A 24,769-nucleotide genomic window follows, 5' to 3' on the forward strand; every position below is an offset into this window, starting at 1 on the left:
TGTTATGTTCTAAAAATTCTAATTCTTTTCCTATTTATTACCTATTACCTTGCAATACATAATAATGATTCTAAATAAGCCTCTTAATCCTCTATTCCTTTCGTAAAATGTATGGTAAGATTTTTAAGAAGTGTACGACTAAAAGACGCAAGGTTGATTTGAATGTTACTATTTTTTTTTACTTTAACAATTCTTTAACAAGAGGTATTATGAAACAAAATGTATTAATTCTCGGAGCATCCTCAAATCCAATGAGATACTCCTATAAAGCAATAGAAATGCTTCAAGAAAAAAATTTCACAATTTTTGCAATTGGCGGAAAAGAAGTTGAAGTAAAAGGTGTAAAAATCTACACGGAAGCGCAAGAAGATTGGAAAGATATTGACACCATCACTATGTATCTAAATACAGCACATCAAAAAATGTATTATGATGAAATTTTAAGAATAAATCCAAGAAGAGTAATTTTCAATCCAGGATCTGAAAATCAAGAGTTAGAAAAATTACTTCAAGAAAATAACATACAAGTGGAAAAAGCTTGTACCTTAGTTTTGTTAAGAACAAATATGTTTTAAAAGTGAAAAGTCAGGAATTATTTTCTGGCTTTTTTTCTTCAATCTCCTCACCCATTTCTTCTCCCCACTCCACAATCAAATCCAAAATAGGAATCAATGTTTTTCCAAAATCAGATAAAGAATATTCAACCTTCAAAGGTGGTTTAGTATTATAAACTTTCTTCAAAATCAAACCATCTTCTTCCAATTGTTTCAACTGCAAACTCAAAGTTCTTTCCGTTATTGTTGGCATCATTCGTTTCAGCTCACTATATCGCTTTACCGAATCTTTGATATAAACCAAAATTACCGTTTTCCATTTTCCTCCAATATAATCCATTGTCAATGAAGTACAACACGGATAAATTTTCTCACCTCTTTTATACATTTTTAAACTATCCTTTTTGACCGTTATTGCAAAATTATACAACCTAGCGTAAATTTGCAACTATAATTTTTATAGTATAAAACTAAAAAACATTCATCATGGAATTTTTAAACAATATTCAAAATAGATATACAACTAAAAAATACGATAACACCAAAAAAGTTTCAGAAGAAGACATCAAGAAGCTAAAACATATTCTTCATCTAAGTCCTTCTTCGATTAACAGCCAACCATGGAATTTCATTTTCGTGTCTGATGAAGAAACAAAAAACAAACTAGCCGATGCTTCTTTTTTCAACGCAGAAAGAATCAAAGATGCTAGTCATGTAGTTGTTTTCAATACTATCAACAACAAATCGTTCTTCGAAAAACAAATCAACGAAAATCTTCCAGAAGGAGCTGTTGGATATTACAATGCTTTCTTAAAAGAAAAACCAGAAACAGAAGTTGTAAATTGGCTTTCGCACCAAGTTTATATCGCGCTTGGAGTATTCTTAAGCGCCTGTGCAAATATGGATATCGACTCTACACCAATGGAAGGAATCGAGCCAGAAAAATATGCAGAAATCTTAAAATTAGACGAACATACACCACTTTTCGCTGTAGCAATTGGTTATCGCGATGAAAATGATGCAAACCAACCAACAATCACAGCAAAACAAAGATTATGTTTTGACGATGTGATCAAATCTATTTAATTTAAATTTCTACTCTTTTTGAAGTAGAACTAAAATAATTTTTAATCAAAAATCGAAGATATTCAAAGGTCTTTCATAATGAGTGTAGTATTTTAATTACGTTAAGAAATTCCGAATCCTTGTAGGAATTTTAGTAATTAAAATACGGTTTTTTGACCTTGTTGTCAAAAAAACACCTGTTATGAAAGTGTCCTTTTTTGGTTCGTTTTTTATTCATCCAATTTTTATTTTATTAAATAGGAATTCATGAATCTAAAGATTTGGACAAGCAAAAAATGAACAAGAACGTGAATAGGATTTCAAAACTTTCTGTATTACCAAAAACTTTTAGGAGCTTCCCTTTCAGGTCGGGCTTTCCGCTACAAGTTTTAAATTTTTCAAAAAAGTTTTTCTAACAAATCCGTGGGCTTCTAAGGTCGCCTCCGTTTTGAAAGAAAAACTAAATTTTGAAAAAAATAAAAGCTTTTCACTCCAATCCCTAAGCCATTTCGAAATAAAATATCTTCTTTATCTTTGAATTTTAAACAAAGAAAATGACAGATATAGAAAAAGAAATTACTACAGAAGACCTAAACGAACTTACAAAAGCAAAACAATTATTAGAAAATCCTGGTTTGGCAGCAAAAATCACCAATTTCATAGGAAAACCTATTGAAAGCGGATTGGACAGTTTACCAAAAAAATGGCAAGGAAAATTAAGCAACATTACAGTAGATTCATTAATGAAAGCAGCAAACGGAGCGATTTTTACCATGAAAGATGTTCCAGGTACAAAAGCTTCTAATGTAAAACACAAATTTGCAGTAGCGCTAAGTGGTGGCGTTGGAGGTTTTTTCGGATTACCAGCTTTAGCAGTTGAACTTCCAGTTTCTACAACTATTATGCTTCGTTCTATTGCCGATATTTCACGTGAACATGGAGAATCTATTTCAGATGTAGATACAAAATTCGCCTGTCTAGAAGTTTTTGCTTTCGGAGGAAATAATATTAATGACGACAATGTACAATCTGGATATTTTACAGTTCGTGCGTCTCTTGCAAGATCTGTTACAGAAGCTAGTAAATACATCATCGAAAAAGGACTTACAGAAAAAGGCGCTCCAATTGTTTTAAAATTTATCACAAAAATTGCAGAACGATTTTCTATTCAAATTACAGAAAAACTAGCTGGTCAAGCAATCCCTCTTATTGGAGCAGCAGGTGGAGCAGCAATTAACACAATGTTCCTAGATCATTTTCAAGATATGGCAACAGGACATTTTATTGTTAGAAAACTAGAAAGAAAATACGGTGAAGAATTCATCAAACAAAAATACCTTGAAATATAAAAACCAAAAGAGGTTGTAACTCCTTACAACCTCTTTTAAATATCAAAAGTAAAGTATTTCACTTTAAAATCAACAACAGCTTATAAGTTCCCCTCTTGAGAGAGGGGCTAGGGGTGTGTATTTTTACACCTCTAACTTACAGCAACTTAATTCAAGTCATCCATTTAATATTATTTACAAAAGAATCTTTAATTCTATTCAACTAAAACTCTCTCCACAAAAACTCTTCTATTTTTAGAATCCATCACAGAAATAAAATAAACACCTTCTTTTATATTTTCTGGTAAAAAAAAAGTGATTTCTTTTGAGTTAAAAATTACTTTTTCATTTAATAATTTTCCATTTAGGTCTAAAAGTTTCACAGAAGACAAATCTAAATTTCCAGAATAATCTAATGTTACTTTTTCTCCAACCACAGGATTTGGATACATAGAGAAATTTTTCTTTTCTAATTCTACAACAGATAGGTTTTCCGAAGTATAGATTGCTTTGTCTCCTTTATTGTTTGTGATGTGTAAATACGTAATTCCATTCTCTTCTATTTCCTCATAGATGTATGGATTATATTCTTCATTATTTTCTTTAAAAAAACCTGTATATTCATCTTCAAAAGGATAGATATTCGTATTTCTTAATTGCATTTTCAGTAGATTATAAAAATCTAATATTGTAAATTGATTTTCTGAGAAATTATATTCAACAATAGCATGCATATTCATTAAACCTGTAAATATTCCGATTTCAAAATTGTTCTCAGAATTACTTTCTAAAAAATATATGTTAGCAATACCATTAGATTCACTTTCAGCAGGAGCAATAAATTCTTCTCCATTTATTATTATTTTTTCAGCAATCCATGTGGTTCCTAATATTTCTTCGCCTTGTGCATTTGTTTTTATAAAACTTATAAGACAAATGAATAGTAGTATTTTTTTCATTTTAGATATATTTAAATTTAGTTTTTACATTTCTTTGTAATTACCTTTCTTCAAATCATCATTTTCATTTTTTCAAAGTAATTTATTGAGTCTAAAATAATTAAATTTTTAAAACAGATACATAAAAAAAGCAGCATTAATAAATACTGCTCTATATTTTGTTGTTTAAATATTTCAAACAAACTTCTCGGCTTCTAATTCTTTCTTGTTTTTTCGTTTAAAAGAACGAACAATCAAACGCGTTCCTTTGTCAAATCGAACATAATTATATACCCAATTAAAGAAAACAACTGTTTTATTTCTAAATCCAACCAAAGACATTAAGTGTACAAACATCCAAACAAACCAAGCAAAAATCCCTTGGAATTTCATTCGTTTTAAATCCACCACAGCTTTGTTTCTTCCCACAGTTGCCATCGAACCTTTATCATGATATTTAAAAGCCTTTAATTCTTTCTTTTCAATCGTTGCAATTAAATTTTTAGCCAAAAGTGTTCCTTGCTGAATTGCAGGTTGTGCCATCATCGGATGTCCTCTTGGCAAATCTTCCGTTTGCATACATGCTACATCTCCAATAGCAAAAACATCTTTTTCTCCTACTACTCTATTATAAACATCTACCTTCACCCTATTCGCCCTCTCTATCACACATCCTTCTGCCAATCCGTCTACTGCTGCTCCCATTACTCCAGCAGCCCAAATCAGTGTTGCTGTATTAAACTTAACTTCTGTATTCGTGCTAACCGTCACACCATCATAGTCTGACACAAAAGTTTTAAAATAAATATTCACTCCAAGTTCTTCCAAAAACTTCCGAGCTTTTGCAGAAGAAACTTCACTCATTGCTTCCAAAACTTTTCCAGCTCCTTCCACAAGGTTAATTTCCATTTCTGTAAAATCTAAATCTGGATAATCTTTTGGTAAAATATTATTTTTCATTTCCGCCAATGCTCCAGCAAGTTCCACTCCTGTTGGTCCTGCTCCTACAACAACGAAATTCATCAATTCTTTCCGCCTTTTTTTATTCTTGGAAAGTACTGCTTCTTCGAAATTTTCTAGAACTAAACTTCTCAAATCTAAGGATTGTGTCAAATCTTTCATTGCCATACTGTATTTGGCAACATTTTTATTTCCAAAAAAATTGGTTTGTGACCCAGTAGCAATAATTAAATAATCATATGACAAAGTTCCTATAGAAGTTTCTAATTCTTTCTTCTCAGAATTAATTTTGGAAACATCTGCCATTCGGAAGTAAAAATCTTTAAAACCTTTTATAATTTTCCGTATTGGAAATGCAATCGAATCTGGTTCTAAACTTGCAGTGGAAACTTGGTAAAGAAGTGGTTGAAAAGTGTGGTAATTGTTTTTGTCTAAAAGGACTACTTGAACGTCCTTATTTTTTAAGCCTTTTGCAATTGCAATGCCTGCAAATCCGGCTCCAATAATGACAACTCTTGGTAAATCGGATTCTGGTATGTTCATAATAAATAAACTATTTTTAGAGCTTATTAATTTACGAAATTCCGCTTATTAAATTGTTAGCATTTTACTAAGAGTCTGTTTTAATTTATTTGAAAGTAGATTTTTAGGTTTTTAAAATTCTATTTTGAAGTATTTTTTTGAATGCATAGCATCGCTATGGATGAAAAAAAATGCAAAAAAGAGTTTTTAAAAAGCGTATAAAATTTTTAAAATAAATTATAATGGACTCTTTTAATCATAAAAAAAGCCCTCAAATTTTGAGGGCTTTGAAATTATATCGATAATAAAATTATTTTACTTCTTCGAAGTCAACATCTTGTACATCATCGTCACCTTTAGCTTCACCTCCAGCGTTAGCTCCTGCAGTTTCTTGTCCTGCTGCTCCAGCTCCGTTAGCTCCAGCTTCTTGTTGTGCTTTGTACATTTCTTCAGAAGCAACTTTCCAAGCTTCGTTAATCTTTTCCATTGCAGCATCAATTGCAGCAACATCTTGAGATTGGTGAGCTTTCTTTAACTCTTCTAAAGCTGTTTCGATTGGCTCTTTCTTATCTGCTGATAATTTGTCACCAAATTCTTTTAATTGCTTCTCCGTTTGGAAAATCATTGAATCAGCTCCGTTGATTTTCTCTACCTTTTCTTTTTCTGCTTTATCTGCTTCAGCATTTGCTTCCGCTTCTTTTCTCATTTTCTCGATTTCTTCTTCTGTTAATCCTGAAGAAGCTTCGATTCGAATATCTTGAGATTTTCCAGTTGCTTTATCTGTAGCAGATACTTTGATGATTCCGTTTGCATCAATATCGAAAGTAACTTCAATTTGAGGAACTCCTCTTTGTGCTGGTGGAATACCTTCTAAATGAAATTTACCAATTGTCTTATTATCTTTTGACATTGGACGCTCTCCTTGTAATACATGAATGTCTACAGCTGGTTGGTTATCAGCAGCAGTTGAGAATACTTGAGATTTCTTTGTTGGAATTGTAGTATTCGCATCAATTAATTTAGTCATTACTCCTCCCATAGTTTCAATTCCTAAAGAAAGTGGAGTTACATCTAATAATAATACGTCTTTTACATCTCCAGTTAATACTCCTCCTTGAATAGCAGCTCCAATCGCAACAACCTCATCAGGATTTACTCCTTTAGATGGTTTCTTACCAAAGAACTTCTCTACTTCTTCTTGGATTTTTGGAATACGAGTAGATCCTCCTACTAAGATAATCTCATCGATATCTGATTTAGATAATCCAGCATCGTTTAATGCTTTTGCTACTGGCTCCATAGAACGAACTACTAAATCGTGTGCTAATTGCTCGAATTTAGCTTTCGTTAAAGTTTTCACTAAGTGCTTAGGTCCTGAAGCAGTTGCAGTAATATAAGGTAAGTTAATCTCTGTTTGTGCACTAGAAGATAACTCAATCTTAGCTTTCTCAGCAGCTTCTTTTAAACGTTGTAATGCCATTGGGTCTTGACGTAAATCAAAGTTTTCTTCCGCTTTGAATTCATCCGCTAACCAATCGATAATTACTTGGTCAAAATCATCTCCTCCTAAGTGCGTATCTCCATTCGTAGATAATACTTCAAATACTCCGTCTCCTAATTCTAGGATAGAGATATCAAAAGTTCCTCCTCCTAAATCGTATACTGCAATTTTCTTGTCCTCATTTAATTTATCTAAACCATAAGCTAAAGCTGCAGCTGTTGGCTCATTGATAATTCTTTCTACTTTTAATCCAGCAATCTCTCCAGCTTCTTTTGTAGCTTGACGTTGTGCATCGTTAAAGTATGCAGGTACAGTAATTACCGCTCTTGTAACTTCTTGTCCTAAATAATCTTCAGCAGTTTTCTTCATTTTTTGAAGTGTCATTGCTGAAATTTCTTGAGGTGTATATAAACGACCATCGATATCCACTCTTGGCGTATCGTTGTCTCCTTTTACTACTTTATATGGTACTCTAGTTGCTTCTTTTTGAGATTCAGAGTATTTGTTCCCCATGAATCTTTTTACAGAATAGATAGTTTTTAGTGGATTCGTTACTGCTTGACGCTTTGCAGGATCTCCAACTTTTCTCTCTCCTCCATCGATGAATGCAACAATAGAAGGAGTCGTTCTTTTTCCTTCTGAATTTGGTATCACTACAGGCTCATTTCCTTCCATTACAGAAACACATGAGTTTGTAGTTCCTAAGTCAATTCCTATAATTTTACTCATAATTCTATATTTTTTTAAATGTCTTAATTTCTAATTTTATAACTGTCTCTATTTAGTCAATATGTATGCCATCCGAAAAAATTGTTTTTTTTGGCATAAAAATATTTTCGCACCCTTTTTTTTATGACAATATGACATTTATCAAATTTATAAATTATAGAAAACTGACAAATTCATAATATTTTATGTCAAAATTTAATTTTATTGTCTAAGAACCAATTTAAATTTATATCAAAACAATTTATATGCTTCTTAAAAGCTCTTTTTTGTCTTTTTTCTCATCCATAGCGATGCTATGTACTCTAAAAAACACTTCAAAATAGCATTTTAATAAACTATAAAATAAATTCTGATACAATTTTAAACTGGCTCTAAAAAAAGCCGCATTTATTTTTGCAGCTTTAAATTACTTCATTCAAGAAGAAAATTTTTTAATTATTTCTGAATTAACATTGTTTTAAATATCTATTCTCTAATACTTTTCAAAAAAGACTCTACAGCAGCCCAATATTCTCGATGATCTGGTTGTGTTTGCCATAAAGCTTTTGAACCATGAACTCCTTTTCCTTTTGGTATAAAACCTACTTTATCTTTGGTAGGAATTGCAACATAAATAGATTTCCAATTCTTTTCTTCATTTCTAGCAGAAGTTATAAATACTGGCACTGTAACTTCCGAAGCATAATCTGCAATTGATTTTCCATTATATTTAAAATATTCTCCTGGAGAAAAAGCCAAAATTGCATCCACATTTTTATCCATTGCTCCTAAAATAAATGTCAACGAAGCTGAGTAAGAACTTCCCCAGATGATTAATTGTTTTGGTTTAAACTCTTTTTCTATATAATTTATCGCAGCTTGCGCATCTTGTAAAGCATCTGGATATTCTGTGGCTTTCCCAGCTTTTTCTGCTGCTAAATGTGTTTCATTTTTTACACCATTTATTTCTTTTCCGGAACGCTGATCGATTGCCAAACAATTATAACCTAAAGCATTTAATTTTGGAGCAATTTCTAAATATTCTCCTCTACTATAACCTGCTTGATGAAATAATAAAATAAACGGATTCTCTTTATTTTTTGTCATATAAAGATTTCCTGTAATTTCAATACCGTCTGAAGAAGGGAATTTTATGGTTTGTGAATTTTTCTTTTCAACAGTTTCTTTATTTATTTCTGTTTTTCCTTTTTCTGTGGAAGTATTACAACTAAACATTATAATAGCAGCAAATACTAAAAATAGTTTTTTGATATTAGACATTTTATAAAAGTTTTAATTAGGTTAATTTTTAAATGGATTTATACATTCTCATAAAAACAATGAAAATATATATTTGAATTAAACATTACCTCGTTTATAATTTCATTTAAAATAAACACACCCCTAGCCCCTCTCAAGAGGGGAATTTTATAATTTATAGATCTTTATATTAAATCAAACGTGATAATATTTATTATAAATTTAAATCTTTTAGTCTAATAACTTTGTATTTACTTTCAAGTAATTCTATAAAAAACGAAAAGCTCCATGATGTTGATTCATGAAGCTTTTCGTTTTATTTTCTCAAAAATATTGAATGGTAAGGAGCAATAAGGATTAAGAGCTTGTTTAAATTTATATCAAAACAATTTATATGCTTCTTAAAAGCTCTTTTTTGTATTTTTTCTCATCCATAGCGATGCTATGCACTCCAAAAAATACTTCAAAATAGCATTTTAATAAACCATCAAATAAATTCTGATACAATTTTAAACAAGCTCAAATACTTTTTGAGAAAAACTGTAAAAAATTGAATTGAATTAAATACTTTTATTTGCTACATCTTGTACTCTTTCAGCTGTATCAAATTTTGAAAGTGTCAAGCGAACAATTGAATTTTCGTTTGCTACTAAATGATGAGGAATCGAAGCTGGCAATGTTACCAAATCTCCTTTTACTAGTTTGTATTCCTCGTTTTCTACACCAAAAACAATTTCTCCTTCAAAGATTTCTACAATAATTGGAAAAGCTGTTTTGTGCTCTTTCATCTCTTGTCCTTTTTGGAAAACAATTCGAATTTCTTTTGAAAATTCTGTTTCTAAAACCATTGTTACATTTGGTTTATTTTCTCCGTAAACAAGATTTTCTACTAATGATGTTTTATTCATAATTCTACTTTTTTGCGTTAGGGATAGGAGCATTTGTTTGAGCTCTTTTGGCTGCCTGCATTTTTGCAGCCAAAAAGCGAGTGCGGATAGCCCGCTCGAACGCCCTATTTATTTTTTTATTTTTAGAACTTGTTTAAATTTATTTTGTCCTATTTTCGAAAATATTAAGATACATAAAAGTTGCCATTTTTCTGGCTCTTCTTTTTGCTGTTTCTGCCAATTCTCCTTCAAAAAGTGCATCCATGTTTTGAAACCAAAGTTGTAGCCAAATTCCGAAATGATATTGTTCAAACGGAAATTTCTCATCTAATTCATGATGCGCTACAAATGGATTGTTTTTATATTTTCTGACAAAAAGAAGATTCGTTTCCCAAAAATCTACCAACTTCTCTGTGTGTTTATCCCAATCCTTTATAGTTTCATTGAAAAAATATCCGATTTCTTCATTCGCTCGTACTTTTTCATAAAAACTACTTACTAAAAGCTGAATATCTTCTCTTGTTTCGATGTCTTTCATTTTTCCTTTAATTCTACATTACAAAGTTAGTCCATGTAAAATAGATGGTTTATGACTTGAATCATATCTTATTAAGAATCATTAAAAATAATTTTCAGTTTCTGATTTGAATCATAAAAACATAATAGTGACAGCAAATACTTTTGCCTTCATAAATAAATCATAAAAACCTCACATAATGAAAAAAATATGGATAGCATTTAGCTTAATGATTATACTTTCGTTTTCTGCACTGATTTGGGTAGGTGTGAAAACATATCAGGAACAGCCACCAATTCCTGAAAAAGTTTTAGTTGAAGAAACGAGTGAAACTTTATTTACAAAAGAACAAATACAAAGAGGACAAAATGTTTGGGAATCCATCGGAGGAATGGAAGTTGGTTCGATTTGGGGACATGGAAGTTATGTAGCGCCAGATTGGAATGCAGATTGGATTCATAAAGAAGCTGTTTATTTATTAGACAAATGGGCTAATGAAGATTATAAAAAGAACTATGAAAACTTACATGAAGAGCAAAAAGCAACTCTGAAAGCTCGTCTGGTTTCGCAAGTAAAAACAAATACTTTTGATTCGAAAAATATTACTATTTCAAAAGATCGAAAAGAGGCTATTGAAAGTAATATGGAACATTACACAAAAATCTTTTCAGAAGGACATGAAAAATATGCGATTCCGAGAGATTTATTGACAGATGTTTCAAAACTTCATGATTTAAATGCTTTTATTTTCTGGTCATCTTGGGCAGCTTCTACCAATAGAATTGATGATAATGTAACTTATACATCTAACTGGCCACACGAACCATTGATTGATAATAAAATCACTACTGGAGCGCAGATGTGGTCTGGATTTTCTATTATTCTTCTATTGTTTTTTGTTGGAATGATGGTTTGGTATTATCTGAAAAATATTCATCAAGAGGATGATCAAATTCTTTCTGATCATGATCCTTTATTAAATATTAAAATATTGCCAGCACAAAGATCTATCTTAAAATATTTCTTCGTAATCAGTTTATTAATTGGATTACAAGTTTTATTAGGAATTGTAACTGTGCATTACGGAGTTGAAGGACAACATTTCTTTGGTTTTGAATTATCACAATATTTACCTTATACAATCTCTAGAACTTGGCACACACAATTAGCGATATTCTGGATTGCAGCTGCTTGGTTAGCAACAGGATTATTTATCGCACCGATGATTAGTGGAAAAACTTTCAAATATGAAAAATTCGGAATCAATTTCTTATTTGTTGCTCTTTTAATCATCGTAGTTGGTTCTATGATTGGAGAATGGCTTGGAGTAAAACAATATTTAGATTTAACAGTTAATTTCTTCTTTGGTCACCAAGGTTATGAATACATGGATTTAGGAAGATTCTGGCAAATACTTCTAGGAGTTGGATTAGTTCTATGGATGGTAATTGTTGGAGCACATATTTTAGTTGGAATTAGAAGAAAAGATAGCTCGAAAAACTTATTGATTTTATTCTTAATCGCAGTAGTTGCTATTGGTTCTTTCTTCTTCTCTGGATTAATGTATGGAGAACACTCTACACTTTCGATGATTAATTATTGGAGATGGTGGTTAGTACATCTTTGGGTAGAAGGATTCTTTGAAGTTTTCGCCACAGTTGTAATTGCTTTCTTATTTGTAAAAATGAAATTACTTCGTCCGAAATCTGCTGGAAAAGCAACTGTTTTATCAGCAATCATTTTCTTATCTGGAGGAATTATTGGAACATTACACCATTTATATTTCTCAGGAACAACAATTCATGCAATAGCACTTGGAGCTACATTTAGTGCTTTAGAAGTTGTGCCATTGACATTAATCGGATTTGAAATCTGGGAAAACTGGAATTTATTAAAAGTAAAAGAATGGGTACAAAGATATAAGTGGCCAATTTATTTCTTCCTTTCAGTTTCTTTCTGGAATATGCTTGGAGCTGGAGTATTTGGTTTCATGATTAATCCGCCAATTGCATTGTATTATGTACAAGGATTAAACACAACAGCAGTACATGCACATACAGCTTTATTTGGAGTTTATGGAATGCTTGGAATGGGATTAGTTTTATTCTGTTTACGAATTATTTCTAAAACAAATTGGAATGAAAAACCATTGAAAATTGCTTTCTGGGCTTTAAATATCGGATTAATTGCAATGGTTGCTTTAAGTCTTTTACCTCAAGGAATTATTCAAACAATGGCTTCTATCGAACATGGATATTGGTATGCAAGAAGTAGTGAAGTTTTATATTCTGACAGTATGCAAATTATCAAATGGTTGCGTGTTGTAGGAGATGTTATTTTCTCTGTAGGAATTGTTTATTTCTGTACGTTTATTGTGAAAGAAACCTTGAATTGTTTTAAAAAATAGTCTTTTTTAGTTTAGAACTTTTTTAAGCTTTTCAACTCAAAATTCGTTTTAAGCATATTCACCACTGGATTGTAAAAATTTTCAACCATAGCTAATGCTATGCTATAAAATTTTTCCTTCACCACTGATAAACATCAGATAAAACTCTTTGTTTTGGTCAAAAAACTTAAATAAGTTCCTAGTTATAGTATGAAAAATCCTTCCTGTTAAGAATGGGAAGGATTTTTCTTTTTGTTTCAATTAATGAGTATTTAATATTATAATTACACACCCCTAGCCCCTCTCAAGAGGGGAAATTAAAAACCTCTTTCAAAAATGATAGAATCACTATCACTTGTTTTTTGTCGCCATTCTTTTAATGGAGCATATTCTGGATCTTTATAAAAATTCATAGCAGCTTCTTTATTCGGAAATTCTACAACTACTACTCTACCTTCTGGAACTTTTCCTTCAATAGTTTCTGGATTTTCATCTACTCCAACAGTAATTCCTCCATGCTTTTCAACAATTGGAACTGCTTTCTCAATATATTCACGATTAAAAGTTTCTAAATCGTTTACTCTTACAAATGCTAACATATACGCTTTCATGATTTCTTGTGTTTTAAATTAATAATACCACAAAGTTATCTTAGCACTACATCCTGTGCATTAATAAATATTAAGAGTTTTGGATTTTATTATTTTTAATTATTAGAGTCTTTTAACAAAAAATCATTTTCTTCACAAGGGTACATATTTTTTATATAAAACACACCATCGTATCTCTTAAACCATTTTTTGTTTTCGTTTAGATGCGAAACACCTTTAAGGTAAATTTTGGTTTCATGGAATGGTGCTAATTTTTGAAAATCAATAAAACCATAATTTATATTCTTCGTATTTATTAAATTTTCTAAACTCTTTTTCTTTGGAGAAGGAATCTTATAATTTTTCAAATCACCATCCCCTTGTGAAATACCATCATAAGAAATAAATCCAACTGTATAAACTTGCTCTTTGTATTTCTCATGAATATATTGTCCAGCAACTTTTATGTATTTAAAAGCTTTTTTATTTGGATTATAACCTCCTCTTTCAAAATGACCATTATGTGTCCAAACAATTATTTTTTTATTAGGATATTTTTTTTCTAAAAGCCAACTTAAATTGTCTGCCATCTGTCGATCTCTTTCTCCACTATATTCATTGTTATTAAAAAAATACCAAGCATTTAATAAAAAGGCTCTAAGATTTTTTATTTCCTGCTGCCAGAAAAATTTATTTTCAATACTACTTTCAGCTAAAGAATTCGCAATAGAATCTATGTATGTCAAACAAAAACTTCGTTTTTTCTTTTTTAGTTTAGTATTATATTCTTTTTGAAGTGTAATTAGAATTGAACTAATAAATTCCTTATAATTTTCGTCTTTAGTAAAATTTAAATCGTTTAATAAGGACTTTAAATCATCTATATATTTTTTTGTAAGAACTCTTTTATGTCGCACATCATATCCACTTAAAATTAAAGGATTTTTCGTCTGTCTTTGTTCTTCCAGATATTCAAATAATTCATCTGCATTGCTACAAGTTGTCCAAAAAGTATAAATAGATTTTTTTAATTGTTCAATACTTTTATTTTCATCCCACCCAAGATTAAGATTATAAAAATCACTTTCAAAAACCAAAACATCAAAATTATGTTTACTGTGTAAATATTTAATTAATCTCGTTTTTGCTTCAAAAGCAGCTCCATCTTTATGTCCTTGTTCACCAAGAAATACAATTCGTTTATTTTTTAGAACTTCTCCAATTGGTTCTAAATCTGAAAACTCTTCATCATCTGGAGAAATTGTTCTTACTTCTGAAGTGTATTTTATAATACTATCTTTTAAAGATTGACTACTTATGGTAAAACTTATACAATAGAAGATTGTGAATAATATTATTCTCATAGTTTAATTTCTTTCTATAAATTATTCTCTCTTATTTTCGTACTAGGAAATATTTCTTCTATATAAAAAATCCCATCATAGCAATTTAACCAATTAAATTTATCAGAAGAATGCATTACTCCTTTCATCTTAAAAAATTGATTTGTATTTTCTATAGATCTAAAATTTATAAACGCATTTTTATAACCTAAATTAAAAATCCAATTTTCAAAACTGTTTCTACTAGGTTTCACTATTTTATAACCTGGTATTTCTCTATAAAGGGATCTTTTAGTATACCCTTTATAAGAATTAAAACCTATAGAATAAACTTCATTTTTTGGAAAGGAATTATATATCATTTCACCAAAGGATTTTGGATAAATTCTCTTATTATTTTTCTTGTAGGTATCTCTTACAATATGTGCATTATGTGCCCATACAATGATTTTTTTATTGGGATATTTATTTTTCACCAACCAAATAAAATTATCAGCCATTTGAGCTTCTCTTTCTGGTAAATGCCACCTATTCTTTGCATCAAATAACCATGCATTCAAAGCATGTTCTTTTAAATTTTGTAAAGACTGTAACAAAAATGAATTTTTAGGTTCTGTTTTTTGTAATTCATTGAAAATATAATCAAGTGTATTTATAAAATCTTTTTGATTTTTCTTGTCAATTTTAACTTCATATTCATCTAGAATAATGTTTTTTAAATTTCTTTTAAAAGAAGAATAATTAGGAATTCGTAAAGTATCTATTCTTTCTGAAATAGAATTTGAAATTTCCTTTATAAATGATATTTTATTACGATGATTTACAGTAGTAATTCGGCTATCAAATCCAGTAATTTCAATTTTACTATTTTTAAGATACTCAAATAATGGATCCATTTCTAAACAATTCGACCAAACAGAATATATATTAGATCTAATAGAATCAATTCCAAATCCTTCTCTAGACAACTTATTAATCGTATAAAAATCACTTTCAAAAGCGAGAACATCAAATCCCTTTTTTTCATGTAAATATTTTATGATTCTAGTTTTAGCTTCAAAGGCTGAGGCATCTCCATGGTCTTGTTCTCCGAGCATTACAATTCTGGATTCTCCAATAGCATTTCCAAGAGACTCTAAATCCGAAAACTCTTTATCATTTGGAGAAATTGTTCTTACTTCAGAAGTATTTTTTATAATATTATCTTTTAAAGATTGACTATTTATTGTAAAACTTATACAATAGAAGATTGCGAATAATATTACCCTCATAGTTTTATATTTTTTTTTCACAATAAAAACGTTAAAATATTAAATATATTTTAACAGGAATAAAACTTTACTTTTTCGAAAAACGAATCTTATCGCCTTTTGCTTTACTTAAAGCTTCAGGTGTAATCCCAAGATAAGAAGCAATCATTCTTTGTGGAACTCTTTTTAATAAATTTGGATATGTTTCTATAAAATGTTCATAACGTTCCAAACCAGAATAACTCATCAACATGATAATCCTTCTCTGCAATACTAATATTCGCTTTGCAATCGCTTTTGCATTTGCTTCAAACTGACTGAAATCTTTTTCTCTTACAATCAATTCTGAATCTTCCAAAGCTTCTACATAAAAATCACAAGGTTCATCACTTTCTACAGCATCTGCAATAATCCAACCTTCTGGAGCGAAAACAAAAATGTACTCTTTTCCTTTATGATCAATTGTATAACTTCTCAAAAGTCCTTTTTGCACTACATAAATCTTTGCATTCAAATCTCCTTTTCGTTGTAGAATTTCTCCTTTTTTTACTTTTATAGTTTTCATTTCTTTTGTCTTTTCTATTTCTTGCTTTAATTTCTACAGAAACTTTGTTTAGAATACAAAAATTATAAAAACTTTCTTGAAATCAATCTTTTCTGGTCTTTATAACAAAAGAACACCTCTTTAAAACTTTGACACTTCGGAGCTTTCTTGTATATTTGTTGCTTCAAAAAAACGATGTAAGACACTATGTTTAATAATTTAAGTGATAAATTAGATAAAGCATTTCATGTATTAAAAGGACATGGAAAAATTACCGAAGTAAATGTAGCTGAGACTTTAAAAGAAGTTAGAAGAGCTTTACTAGATGCCGATGTTAACTTTAAAATTGCAAAAGATTTTACAAAAAGAGTAAAAGAAAAAGCAATTGGACAAGATGTATTAACTACATTGAATCCAGGGCAATTAATGGTTAAGATTGTAAAAGACGAATTAACTGAATTAATGGGTGGTGACTCTGTAGGTATTAATCTTTCAGGAAATCCTTCAATAATTTTGATGTCTGGTCTACAAGGTTCTGGTAAGACTACATTCTCTGGTAAGCTTGCTAATTACTTAAAAACAAAAAAAACTAAACAAGTTCTTTTAGTTGGTTGTGATGTTTATCGTCCTGCCGCTGTAAATCAGCTTCGTGTTGTTGGAGAGCAAATTGGTGTTGAGGTTTATGCTGAAGAAGGAAACCAAAACCCAGTTGAGATTTCTCAAAATGCAATCAAGTATGCAAAAGAAAATGGAAAGAATGTCGTGATCATTGATACAGCTGGACGTTTAGCTGTTGACGAAGAGATGATGACAGAGATTTCTAACATCCATAAAGCAATTGAGCCACAAGAAACTTTATTCGTTGTGGATTCTATGACAGGTCAGGATGCTGTAAATACTGCAAAAGCATTCAACGATGTATTGAACTTTGACGGAGTTGTATTAACAAAGTTAGATGGAGATACTCGTGGTGGAGCTGCATTGACAATTAAATCTGTTGTAAACAAACCAATCAAGTTTATCGGTACTGGTGAGAAAATGGAAGCAATTGATGTTTTCTACCCAAGTCGTATGGCTGACCGTATTCTTGGAATGGGAGATGTTGTTTCTCTTGTAGAAAGAGCACAAGAGCAGTTTGATGAGGAGCAAGCAAGAAAGATTCAAAAGAAAATTGCAAAGAACCAATTTGGTTTTGATGATTTCTTATCGCAAATTCAGCAGATCAAGAAAATGGGTAACATGAAAGATTTACTTGGAATGATCCCAGGAGCTGGAAAAGCGTTAAAAGATGTAGATATTGACGATGATGCTTTCAAAGGAATTGAAGCTATTATTTTCTCAATGACTCCAGACGAAAGACAAAATCCTGCTACAATCAATGCAAGTAGAAAGAAAAGAATCGCAAAAGGTTCTGGAACTTCCGTACAAGAAGTAAATCAACTTCTAAAACAATTCAACCAAATGAGCAAAATGATGAAGATGATGCAAGGTGGTGGCGGAAGAAAAATGATGCAAATGATGAAAAACATGAAATAATAAAAGAAAGCAAGCAACACGCTTGCTTTTTTTATTCGAACTAATTTAAACTATTGAATAAAAACAAAAATTAATCTGTTCTATGTTAGTAATGAAGTAAAAATAAAAGGAGTATAGCATAACTATATGACGTTATTTTTTCGAATTAATAATATAGAAGCTTTAATTGACTTTTTAATGAAATGGATTAAATTAGTTCAACACATAATTACTAACATGAGATGATTTAATTTATTTTCAGTGGATTAAATTATTTCCTTAAAATAACAATACAACTCCATGACAATTTTAGACGGAAAACAAACATCTACTAACATTAAAAATGAGCTAAAAGAAGAAGTTCAATTAAGAAAAGAAAAAGGTTTAAAAGCACCACATTTGGCAGCAGTAATTGTTGGAAATGATGGAGCAAGTATGACTTATGTAAGCAGTAAAGTAAAAGCTTGTGATTTTGTTGGATACGATTCTACTCTTATAGAATTACCATCAGAAACAACTGAAGAAGAATTATTGAACCAAATTTCAGATCTAAACAACAATCCTGATATTGATGGTTTTATCGTTCAGCTTCCTTTACCAAAACATATTGATGAGCAAAAAGTATTGTTAGCAGTAGATCCTGATAAAGATGTTGATGGATTCCATCCTACAAATGTTGGTAAAATGACTTTAAATTTATCTACATTCTTACCAGCTACTCCTTATGGAATCTTAGAATTATTAGAGCGTTATGAGGTAGAAACTTCTGGAAAAAACGTAGTTGTAATTGGAAGAAGTCACATTGTTGGAAGTCCAATGAGTATTTTAATGTCTCAAAAAAGACCAGCAGGAAATGCTACAGTAACAATTACACATTCTAGAACTAAAAATTTAACTGAAATTACAAGAGAAGCTGATATCATTGTGGCTGCACTTGGAAAAGCAGAGTTCTTAACTGGAGATATGGTAAAAGATGGTGTAACGATTATTGATGTTGGAATTACTCGAGTAGAAGATGCTTCTAAAAAACGTGGTTATCGTTTAGCTGGAGATGTTGATTTTGCTTCTGTTAGTCCAAAAGCAGAATTCATCACACCTGTTCCTGGAGGAGTTGGACCAATGACAATTGCAATGTTATTAAAGAATACAATGTTAGCTTGTCAGAGAAGAAACGACTAGTTATTAAACAATAAAATATATTGAAAAGCATTCTTATTAAAGAATGCTTTTTTTATTTAAGCCAAAAAGGAATCTATTTTTGTTTTAATAAAACTTAAATAAATGTTAATATTCTTTTTGTAAAATTTATTCAGTATTAAAAAAAATATATTTGTTTCAAATAATTAAAATACAAATTATGTTTAAAAAAATAGCAACTATCTTTTTAATTGCTGCATCAATTTCGACTGCTGATGCTCAAATTACAACACCTCAACCTAGTCCAAAAAGTTCATTAGAACAAATCGTTGGTATTTCTGAAATTACTGTTGATTATTCTAGACCAGCTACAAGAGGAAGAAAAATCTTTGGAGGTTTAGTACCTTACGGAAAATTATGGAGAACTGGAGCTAACAATAATACAAAAGTTACTTTCAATTCTAATGTATCTGTTGAAGGAGAGTCTATCAAAAAAGGTGCTTATGCTTTATATACTATTCCAAATGAGTCTGACTGGGAAATCATTTTCTATGAAGATACTGACAACTGGGGATTACCAAGAAAATGGGATGAGTCTAAAGTAGCTGCTAAATTTAGAGTTCCTACAATGAAAATTGCAAATGCGGAATCTTTCACAATTGATATTACAGATATCAACATGGGAGGAGCAACAATGAATATTTATTGGGCAACTACTAAAGTAAGTTTCAAAGTTACTGTTCCTACTAGTGAATTAGTAACAGAATCTATTAATGAAATAATGAGTGGACCAAGTGCTGCTGATTATGCAAGTGCTGCTAGATTCTATTTTGATTCAGGAAAAGACACTAAAAAAGCTTTAGAATGGATGAACAAAGCCTTAGAATTAGGTGGAGAGAAATTCTGGTTATTAAGACAAAAGTCTTTAATGCAAGCTAAGTTAGGGGATTATAAAGAAGCAATCGTAACTGCAAAAAGATCTTTAAAATTAGCTAAAGAAAACAAAAATGATGATTACGTAAAAATGAATGAAGACTCTATCAAAGAGTGGAGAAAAAAGTAATTTTCGTTTTAATATAAAATAAAAAAGAGGTTTTCAAATTTGAAAACCTCTTTTTGTTTATTTATGCTTCACCTGTTGGTCCAAAATTCATTGGAATATGTGGTTGATCATAATCTTTAATTTCACCATGAGCTTGTTCGAATTTTTTAACATTCTCAGCTAATGCTTTTGTCAGTCTTTTCGCATGTTGCGGAGTTAAAATAACTCTTGACTTAACTTTCGCTTTAGGTACTCCAGGCATCACACTAATAAAGTCTACTATAAACTCAGAAATTGAGTGGTTAATAATAGCTAAGTTAGCATAAGTTCCTTCAGCAACTTTCTCATCTAACTCGATATTAATTTGTTGCCCGTCGTTTTTTGGTTTATTATCTTCCATTTATTAAAGATTTGAGTCCATTTCTTCTTTAGAACCAACTATAATATTATCATAAATTCTCATTCCAGTACCAGCTGGAATTCTCTTACCAACAATAACATTCTCTTTTAATCCTTCTAAGTAATCTACTTTTCCGTTTACTGCTGCTTCGTTCAGTACTTTTGTAGTTTCCTGGAACGATGCTGCTGAGATGAATGATTTTGTTTGTAATGAAGCTCTTGTAATACCTTGTAAGATTTGCTCTGCTGTTGCAGGTTGTGCATCTCTAGTTACTACTAAGTTCTTGTCATTACGTTTTAAAATTGAGTTTTCATCACGTAATTCACGAGAAGTAATAATTTGTCCTGGTTTCAAGCTATCAGAATCACCAGCATCCTCAACAATCTTCATTCCATAGATAGCATCATTTTGCTGTATGAAATCAGACTTGTGAACTAATTGGTTTTCTAAGAATAAAGTATCTCCAGAATCAATAATTCTTACTTTACGCATCATTTGACGTACTACAACCTCAAAATGCTTATCGTTAATTTTTACCCCCTGAAGTCTATATACCTCTTGAATCTCATTTACTAAGAACTCTTGTACTTTTCCAGGTCCTTGAATATTTAAAATATCTGTTGGTGTAATAGCTCCATCTGATAAAGGCATTCCTGCTTTTACGAAATCGTTTTCTTGTACTAAGATCTGGTTAGAAAGTTTTACTAAGTACTTTTTAACTTCTCCTAATTTAGACTCAACGATGATTTCACGGTTACCACGTTTGATTTTTCCAAACGAAACAACTCCATCAATTTGAGAAACTACAGCTGGGTTAGAAGGGTTACGTGCTTCGAATAACTCTGTTACACGTGGAAGACCTCCTGTAATATCTCCTGCTTTTCCTGATTTACGAGGAATCTTAACAAGAGTTTTACCAGTTTTAATTGTTTCTCCATCTTCGATCATTAAGTGAGCTCCTACAGGTAAAGAATAAGATCTTAATACTTCTCCGTCATTTCCTAAGATTAATAACGTTGGAATAATTTTCTTGTTCTTAGATTCTGTAATAACTTTTTCCTGGTGACCTGTCTGTTCGTCAATCTCAACGTTGTAGTTAACTCCAAGTTCGATATTTTCGAATTGTACGCTTCCTCCAAACTCTGAAACGATTACCCCATTAAATGGATCCCATTGACAAACTACATCACCTTTCTTAATCATTTGGTTTTCATTAATAAAGATATGAGAACCGTAAGGGATATTATTTGTACTTAAAACAAGGTTTGTTTCAGGGTCAATAATCTTAATTTCAGACGTTCTTGAAATTACAATATTAACTTTATTTCCTTGATTATCTTCTCCTTCAACAGTATTTAAATCTTCAATTACTGCTTTTCCAGGGAATTTACTAATCAATTTATTATCTTCAGAAATATTTCCGGCTACCCCTCCAACGTGGAACGTTCTTAATGTAAGCTGTGTTCCTGGCTCTCCAATAGATTGTGCAGCGATAACTCCAACTGCCTCTCCAATTTGAACCATTTTTCTTGTTGAAAGTGATTGTCCATAACACTTAGCACAGATACCTAATTTAGCCTCACAAGTTAAAGCAGTTCTTACTTCAACTGTTTCAATTGGTGATTCTTCAATTTTGGCAACGATTAACTCGTCAATTTCTTCACCTGCGTTTGCATATACTTCTTTAGAAATTGGGTCTACAACATCATTTAATGCTACACGCCCAATAATTCTTTCTCCAAGTGTTTCAACGATCTCGTCATTTTTCTTTAATGCTTGAACATTTAATCCTCTTAAAGTTCCACAATCATCTTCGTTAATAATTACATCTTGTGCAACATCAACTAAACGACGTGTTAAGTATCCGGCATCGGCAGTTTTTAAGGCTGTATCGGCAAGACCTTTACGAGCCCCGTGCGTAGAGATAAAGTATTCAAGAATTGAAAGACCTTCTTTAAAGTTAGAAAGAATCGGGTTTTCAATAATCTCTCCACCTCCAGCAGTAGATTTTTTAGGTTTTGCCATCAGACCACGCATACCAGTTAACTGACGAATCTGCTCTTTCGAACCTCTGGCTCCAGAATCAAGCATCATAAATACAGAGTTGAATCCTTGTTGGTCTTCTCTTAGACGCTTCATTGAAAGCTCTGTTAATTTATTGTTCGTAGATCCCCAGATATCAATCACCTGATTATAACGTTCTTTGTTTGTCAACATACCCATGTTATAACTCATGATGATTTCATCAACCTTCGCGTTAGCTTCAGCAATCATTGTTTCCTTTTCTGGTGGAATAATGATATCACCTAAACTGAATGATAATCCTCCTTGGAATGCATACTTATATCCCATATTTTTAATAGAATCTAAGAATTGTCCTGTCGTTGGAATATCTGTTACCTTTAAGATTCTACCAATGATATCTCTTAAAGATTTTTTATTTAATACTTCATTAATGTATCCTGCTTTCTCTGGTACAACTTCATTTACTAAAACTCTACCTACAGTAGTTTTAATAATTCTTTGTACTCTATCACCATTCTCATCAATGTCCCAAGTTTTTACTTTAATTCCTGCATTTAAGTCAACAGCTTTTTCGTTGAAAGCGATGATTAATTCTTCAGGAGAATAGAAAGTTAAACCTTCTCCTTTAATTGGATATTCAGGAGTAGACTTTCTTTCTTTTGTCATATAGTAAAGACCTAATACCATATCCTGAGAAGGTACAGTAATAGGAGCACCATTTGCTGGATTCAGAATGTTATGTGAAGCTAACATTAATAATTGCGCTTCTAAAATTGCTTCTGGTCCTAATGGTAAGTGAACGGCCATCTGATCTCCATCGAAATCGGCATTGAAGGCAGTACACACTAATGGGTGTAATTGAATTGCTTTTCCTTCAATTAATTTCGGTTGGAATGCCTGAATACCTAAACGGTGAAGTGTAGGGGCACGGTTTAGAAGAACTGGATGTCCTTTTAATACGTTTTCTAAAATATCCCAAACTACTGGCTCACGTTTATCGATAATCTTCTTAGCAGATTTAACCGTTTTTACAATTCCTCTCTCGATTAATTTACGAATAATGAAAGGCTTGTAAAGCTCAGCTGCCATATCTTTTGGTAAACCACACTCATATAATTTTAAAGTTGGTCCTACAACAATTACAGAACGAGCAGAATAATCCACACGCTTACCAAGTAAGTTTTGACGGAAACGACCTTGTTTACCTTTTAATGAATCAGATAAAGATTTTAATGGTCTGTTTGATTCTGTCTTAACAGCAGATGATTTTCTTGTGTTGTCGAATAATGAATCAACTGATTCTTGAAGCATACGTTTTTCATTACGTAAGATTACTTCAGGAGCTTTGATTTCCATTAATCGTTTTAAACGATTGTTACGGATAATTACACGACGGTATAAATCATTTAAATCAGAAGTAGCAAATCTACCTCCATCTAATGGTACAAGAGGACGTAATTCTGGTGGGATTACTGGGATAGCCTTCATAATCATCCACTCAGGTAAGTTCTCTCTATTTTTATTTGCGTCTTTAAAAGCTTGAACAACATTCAAACGTTTTAAAGCTTCTGTTTTTCTTTGTTTAGAAGTTTCAGTGTTTGCTTTGTGTCTTAATTCATAAGATAACTGATCTAAATCAATGTTAGCTAATAAACTAATTAAACACTCTGCTCCCATTTTAGCAACGAATTTCTCAGGATCAGAATCTTCTAAATATTGATTCTCGATTGGAAGAGTCTCTAAAATATCTAAATACTCTTCTTCTGTTAAGAAATCCATTTTTTGTAATGGCACTCCTTCTAAGTTTTTAACTCCAGCTGGATTGATTACTACATATCTTTCGTAGTAGATAATCATATCTAGCTTTTTTGAAGGTAAACCTAAAAGGTATCCCATCTTATTAGGTAATGATCTAAAGTACCAAATGTGAGCTACAGGCACAACTAAATTGATGTGTCCTACTCTATCTCTACGTACTTTCTTTTCAGTTACCTCTACACCACATCGATCACAAACGATTCCCTTGTAACGAATTCTTTTATATTTCCCACAAGCACATTCGTAATCTTTGATAGGTCCAAAAATTCGTTCACAAAATAAACCATCTCTTTCTGGTTTGTGTGTACGATAATTTATAGTTTCTGGTTTTAAAACTTCTCCATTTGAGCTAGATAAAATAGACTCTGGTGAAGATAAACCAATTGAGATTTTATTAAACTTTTTTACAGTGTATTTATCGTTCTTTTTTGCCATGGTATATGGTTTCGATTTGAAATGTAAAAATTCTTCATTGAAAT

The 24,769-nt window shown here is 31.1% G+C and carries 20 protein-coding genes; 7 read left to right on the forward strand and 13 right to left on the reverse strand.

Translation table 11 applies throughout. The features are described 5' to 3' along the window. The first annotated feature begins 209 nt into the window (after positions 1–209). Entirely contained in the window at positions 210–575 is a 366-nt protein-coding gene (locus I0K12_RS01615) for a CoA-binding protein (RefSeq protein WP_196885154.1), read from the forward strand. Positions 576–585: 10 nt separating this feature from the next. On the opposite strand, the gene I0K12_RS01620 is transcribed toward I0K12_RS01615, so the two are convergent. After that, positions 586–942, reverse strand: coding sequence for a winged helix-turn-helix transcriptional regulator (locus I0K12_RS01620; RefSeq protein ID WP_196885155.1), 357 nt, complete (start codon positions 940–942; stop codon positions 586–588). Positions 943–1,040: 98 nt separating this feature from the next. Between I0K12_RS01620 and I0K12_RS01625 the strand changes: the two genes are divergently transcribed. Both I0K12_RS01625 and I0K12_RS01630 read left to right on the forward strand, forming a co-directional pair. Then, a complete protein-coding gene (locus I0K12_RS01625; protein ID WP_196885156.1) occupies positions 1,041–1,640 on the forward strand; it encodes an NAD(P)H-dependent oxidoreductase in 600 nt (199 codons plus the stop codon). A gap of 533 nt (positions 1,641–2,173) precedes the next feature. Beyond that, entirely contained in the window at positions 2,174–2,968 is a 795-nt protein-coding gene (locus I0K12_RS01630; RefSeq protein WP_196885157.1) for an EcsC family protein, read from the forward strand. A 194-nt stretch (positions 2,969–3,162) separates the two neighbouring features. On the opposite strand, the gene I0K12_RS01635 is transcribed toward I0K12_RS01630, so the two are convergent. The 6 genes from I0K12_RS01635 to I0K12_RS01660 all read right to left on the reverse strand — a co-directional run bounded on the left by I0K12_RS01635 (position 3,163) and on the right by I0K12_RS01660 (position 10,261). Continuing rightward, positions 3,163–3,906, reverse strand: a complete 744-nt coding sequence (locus I0K12_RS01635; protein WP_196885158.1) for a T9SS type A sorting domain-containing protein — start codon at positions 3,904–3,906, stop codon at positions 3,163–3,165. 174 nt (positions 3,907–4,080) lie between these two features. Continuing rightward, on the reverse strand, positions 4,081–5,388 hold the full coding sequence (locus tag I0K12_RS01640; protein WP_196885159.1) for an NAD(P)/FAD-dependent oxidoreductase: 1,308 nt from the start codon (positions 5,386–5,388) through the stop codon (positions 4,081–4,083). A 289-nt stretch (positions 5,389–5,677) separates the two neighbouring features. Continuing rightward, positions 5,678–7,597 (reverse strand): molecular chaperone DnaK, encoded by a 1,920-nt coding sequence (gene dnaK / locus I0K12_RS01645; protein WP_196885160.1) that lies wholly within the window; start codon positions 7,595–7,597, stop codon positions 5,678–5,680. Positions 7,598–8,062: 465 nt separating this feature from the next. After that, positions 8,063–8,857: an alpha/beta hydrolase gene (locus tag I0K12_RS01650; protein WP_196885161.1), complete on the reverse strand. Its 795-nt coding sequence runs from the start codon at positions 8,855–8,857 to the stop codon at positions 8,063–8,065. Positions 8,858–9,396: 539 nt separating this feature from the next. After that, on the reverse strand, positions 9,397–9,744 hold the full coding sequence (locus I0K12_RS01655) for a cupin domain-containing protein (RefSeq protein ID WP_196885162.1): 348 nt from the start codon (positions 9,742–9,744) through the stop codon (positions 9,397–9,399). A gap of 139 nt (positions 9,745–9,883) precedes the next feature. Continuing rightward, complete coding sequence (locus tag I0K12_RS01660) at positions 9,884–10,261, reverse strand: group III truncated hemoglobin (protein WP_196885163.1); 378 nt, start codon at positions 10,259–10,261, stop codon at positions 9,884–9,886. A gap of 178 nt (positions 10,262–10,439) precedes the next feature. Here I0K12_RS01660 and I0K12_RS01665 point away from each other — a divergent pair, with 178 nt between their 5' ends. Beyond that, positions 10,440–12,647, forward strand: coding sequence for a nitric-oxide reductase large subunit (locus I0K12_RS01665; protein ID WP_196885164.1), 2,208 nt, complete (start codon positions 10,440–10,442; stop codon positions 12,645–12,647). A 296-nt stretch (positions 12,648–12,943) separates the two neighbouring features. Here the strand turns inward: I0K12_RS01665 and I0K12_RS01670 are convergent, their stop codons facing one another. The 4 genes from I0K12_RS01670 to I0K12_RS01685 all read right to left on the reverse strand — a co-directional run bounded on the left by I0K12_RS01670 (position 12,944) and on the right by I0K12_RS01685 (position 16,374). After that, on the reverse strand, positions 12,944–13,237 hold the full coding sequence (locus I0K12_RS01670) for a DUF1330 domain-containing protein (RefSeq protein WP_196885165.1): 294 nt from the start codon (positions 13,235–13,237) through the stop codon (positions 12,944–12,946). Between the two features lie 95 nt (positions 13,238–13,332). Further along, complete coding sequence (locus I0K12_RS01675) at positions 13,333–14,580, reverse strand: erythromycin esterase family protein (protein WP_196885166.1); 1,248 nt, start codon at positions 14,578–14,580, stop codon at positions 13,333–13,335. A gap of 14 nt (positions 14,581–14,594) precedes the next feature. After that, complete coding sequence (locus I0K12_RS01680; protein ID WP_196885167.1) at positions 14,595–15,830, reverse strand: erythromycin esterase family protein; 1,236 nt, start codon at positions 15,828–15,830, stop codon at positions 14,595–14,597. 67 nt (positions 15,831–15,897) lie between these two features. Then, a complete protein-coding gene (locus I0K12_RS01685) occupies positions 15,898–16,374 on the reverse strand; it encodes a Crp/Fnr family transcriptional regulator (RefSeq protein ID WP_196885168.1) in 477 nt (158 codons plus the stop codon). A gap of 186 nt (positions 16,375–16,560) precedes the next feature. On the opposite strand from I0K12_RS01685, the gene ffh reads away from it, so the two are divergent. The 3 genes from ffh to I0K12_RS01700 all read left to right on the forward strand — a co-directional run bounded on the left by ffh (position 16,561) and on the right by I0K12_RS01700 (position 20,068). Further along, a complete protein-coding gene (ffh, locus tag I0K12_RS01690; RefSeq protein ID WP_196885169.1) occupies positions 16,561–17,889 on the forward strand; it encodes a signal recognition particle protein in 1,329 nt (442 codons plus the stop codon). A 279-nt stretch (positions 17,890–18,168) separates the two neighbouring features. After that, positions 18,169–19,047 (forward strand): bifunctional methylenetetrahydrofolate dehydrogenase/methenyltetrahydrofolate cyclohydrolase FolD, encoded by an 879-nt coding sequence (gene folD, locus I0K12_RS01695; RefSeq protein ID WP_196885170.1) that lies wholly within the window; start codon positions 18,169–18,171, stop codon positions 19,045–19,047. A 178-nt stretch (positions 19,048–19,225) separates the two neighbouring features. Next, positions 19,226–20,068: a DUF2911 domain-containing protein gene (locus I0K12_RS01700; RefSeq protein WP_196885171.1), complete on the forward strand. Its 843-nt coding sequence runs from the start codon at positions 19,226–19,228 to the stop codon at positions 20,066–20,068. Between the two features lie 61 nt (positions 20,069–20,129). On the opposite strand, the gene I0K12_RS01705 is transcribed toward I0K12_RS01700, so the two are convergent. Then, positions 20,130–20,447: a DUF3467 domain-containing protein gene (locus I0K12_RS01705; protein WP_196885172.1), complete on the reverse strand. Its 318-nt coding sequence runs from the start codon at positions 20,445–20,447 to the stop codon at positions 20,130–20,132. 3 nt (positions 20,448–20,450) lie between these two features. Beyond that, positions 20,451–24,725 carry a DNA-directed RNA polymerase subunit beta' gene (rpoC, locus tag I0K12_RS01710; protein ID WP_196885173.1) on the reverse strand — a complete coding sequence of 1,425 codons (4,275 nt, stop codon included), beginning with the start codon at positions 24,723–24,725 and terminating at the stop codon, positions 20,451–20,453. Between the last annotated feature and the right edge of the window lie 44 nt (positions 24,726–24,769).

The organism is Aureivirga sp. CE67 (genome assembly GCF_015767245.1).
Taxonomy (GTDB): Bacteria; Bacteroidota; Bacteroidia; order Flavobacteriales; family Flavobacteriaceae; genus Aureivirga.

Excerpts from the sequence above, each read along its gene's own strand:
- I0K12_RS01705 (WP_196885172.1), bottom strand. The coding sequence starts at position 20,447 with ATGGAAGATAATAAACCAAAAAACGACGGGCAACAAATTAATATCGAG.
- I0K12_RS01685 (WP_196885168.1), bottom strand. The coding sequence starts at position 16,374 with ATGAAAACTATAAAAGTAAAAAAAGGAGAAATTCTACAACGAAAAGGA.
- I0K12_RS01635 (WP_196885158.1), bottom strand. The coding sequence starts at position 3,906 with ATGAAAAAAATACTACTATTCATTTGTCTTATAAGTTTTATAAAAACA.
- I0K12_RS01660 (WP_196885163.1), bottom strand. The coding sequence starts at position 10,261 with ATGAAAGACATCGAAACAAGAGAAGATATTCAGCTTTTAGTAAGTAGT.
- I0K12_RS01700 (WP_196885171.1), top strand. The coding sequence starts at position 19,226 with ATGTTTAAAAAAATAGCAACTATCTTTTTAATTGCTGCATCAATTTCG.
- I0K12_RS01655 (WP_196885162.1), bottom strand. The coding sequence starts at position 9,744 with ATGAATAAAACATCATTAGTAGAAAATCTTGTTTACGGAGAAAATAAA.
- ffh (WP_196885169.1), top strand. The coding sequence starts at position 16,561 with ATGTTTAATAATTTAAGTGATAAATTAGATAAAGCATTTCATGTATTA.
- I0K12_RS01615 (WP_196885154.1), top strand. The coding sequence starts at position 210 with ATGAAACAAAATGTATTAATTCTCGGAGCATCCTCAAATCCAATGAGA.
- I0K12_RS01665 (WP_196885164.1), top strand. The coding sequence starts at position 10,440 with ATGAAAAAAATATGGATAGCATTTAGCTTAATGATTATACTTTCGTTT.
- dnaK (WP_196885160.1), bottom strand. The coding sequence starts at position 7,597 with ATGAGTAAAATTATAGGAATTGACTTAGGAACTACAAACTCATGTGTT.
- rpoC (WP_196885173.1), bottom strand. The coding sequence starts at position 24,725 with ATGGCAAAAAAGAACGATAAATACACTGTAAAAAAGTTTAATAAAATC.
- I0K12_RS01640 (WP_196885159.1), bottom strand. The coding sequence starts at position 5,388 with ATGAACATACCAGAATCCGATTTACCAAGAGTTGTCATTATTGGAGCC.
- I0K12_RS01675 (WP_196885166.1), bottom strand. The coding sequence starts at position 14,580 with ATGAGAATAATATTATTCACAATCTTCTATTGTATAAGTTTTACCATA.
- I0K12_RS01670 (WP_196885165.1), bottom strand. The coding sequence starts at position 13,237 with ATGAAAGCGTATATGTTAGCATTTGTAAGAGTAAACGATTTAGAAACT.
- folD (WP_196885170.1), top strand. The coding sequence starts at position 18,169 with ATGACAATTTTAGACGGAAAACAAACATCTACTAACATTAAAAATGAG.
- I0K12_RS01620 (WP_196885155.1), bottom strand. The coding sequence starts at position 942 with ATGTATAAAAGAGGTGAGAAAATTTATCCGTGTTGTACTTCATTGACA.
- I0K12_RS01630 (WP_196885157.1), top strand. The coding sequence starts at position 2,174 with ATGACAGATATAGAAAAAGAAATTACTACAGAAGACCTAAACGAACTT.
- I0K12_RS01680 (WP_196885167.1), bottom strand. The coding sequence starts at position 15,830 with ATGAGGGTAATATTATTCGCAATCTTCTATTGTATAAGTTTTACAATA.
- I0K12_RS01625 (WP_196885156.1), top strand. The coding sequence starts at position 1,041 with ATGGAATTTTTAAACAATATTCAAAATAGATATACAACTAAAAAATAC.
- I0K12_RS01650 (WP_196885161.1), bottom strand. The coding sequence starts at position 8,857 with ATGTCTAATATCAAAAAACTATTTTTAGTATTTGCTGCTATTATAATG.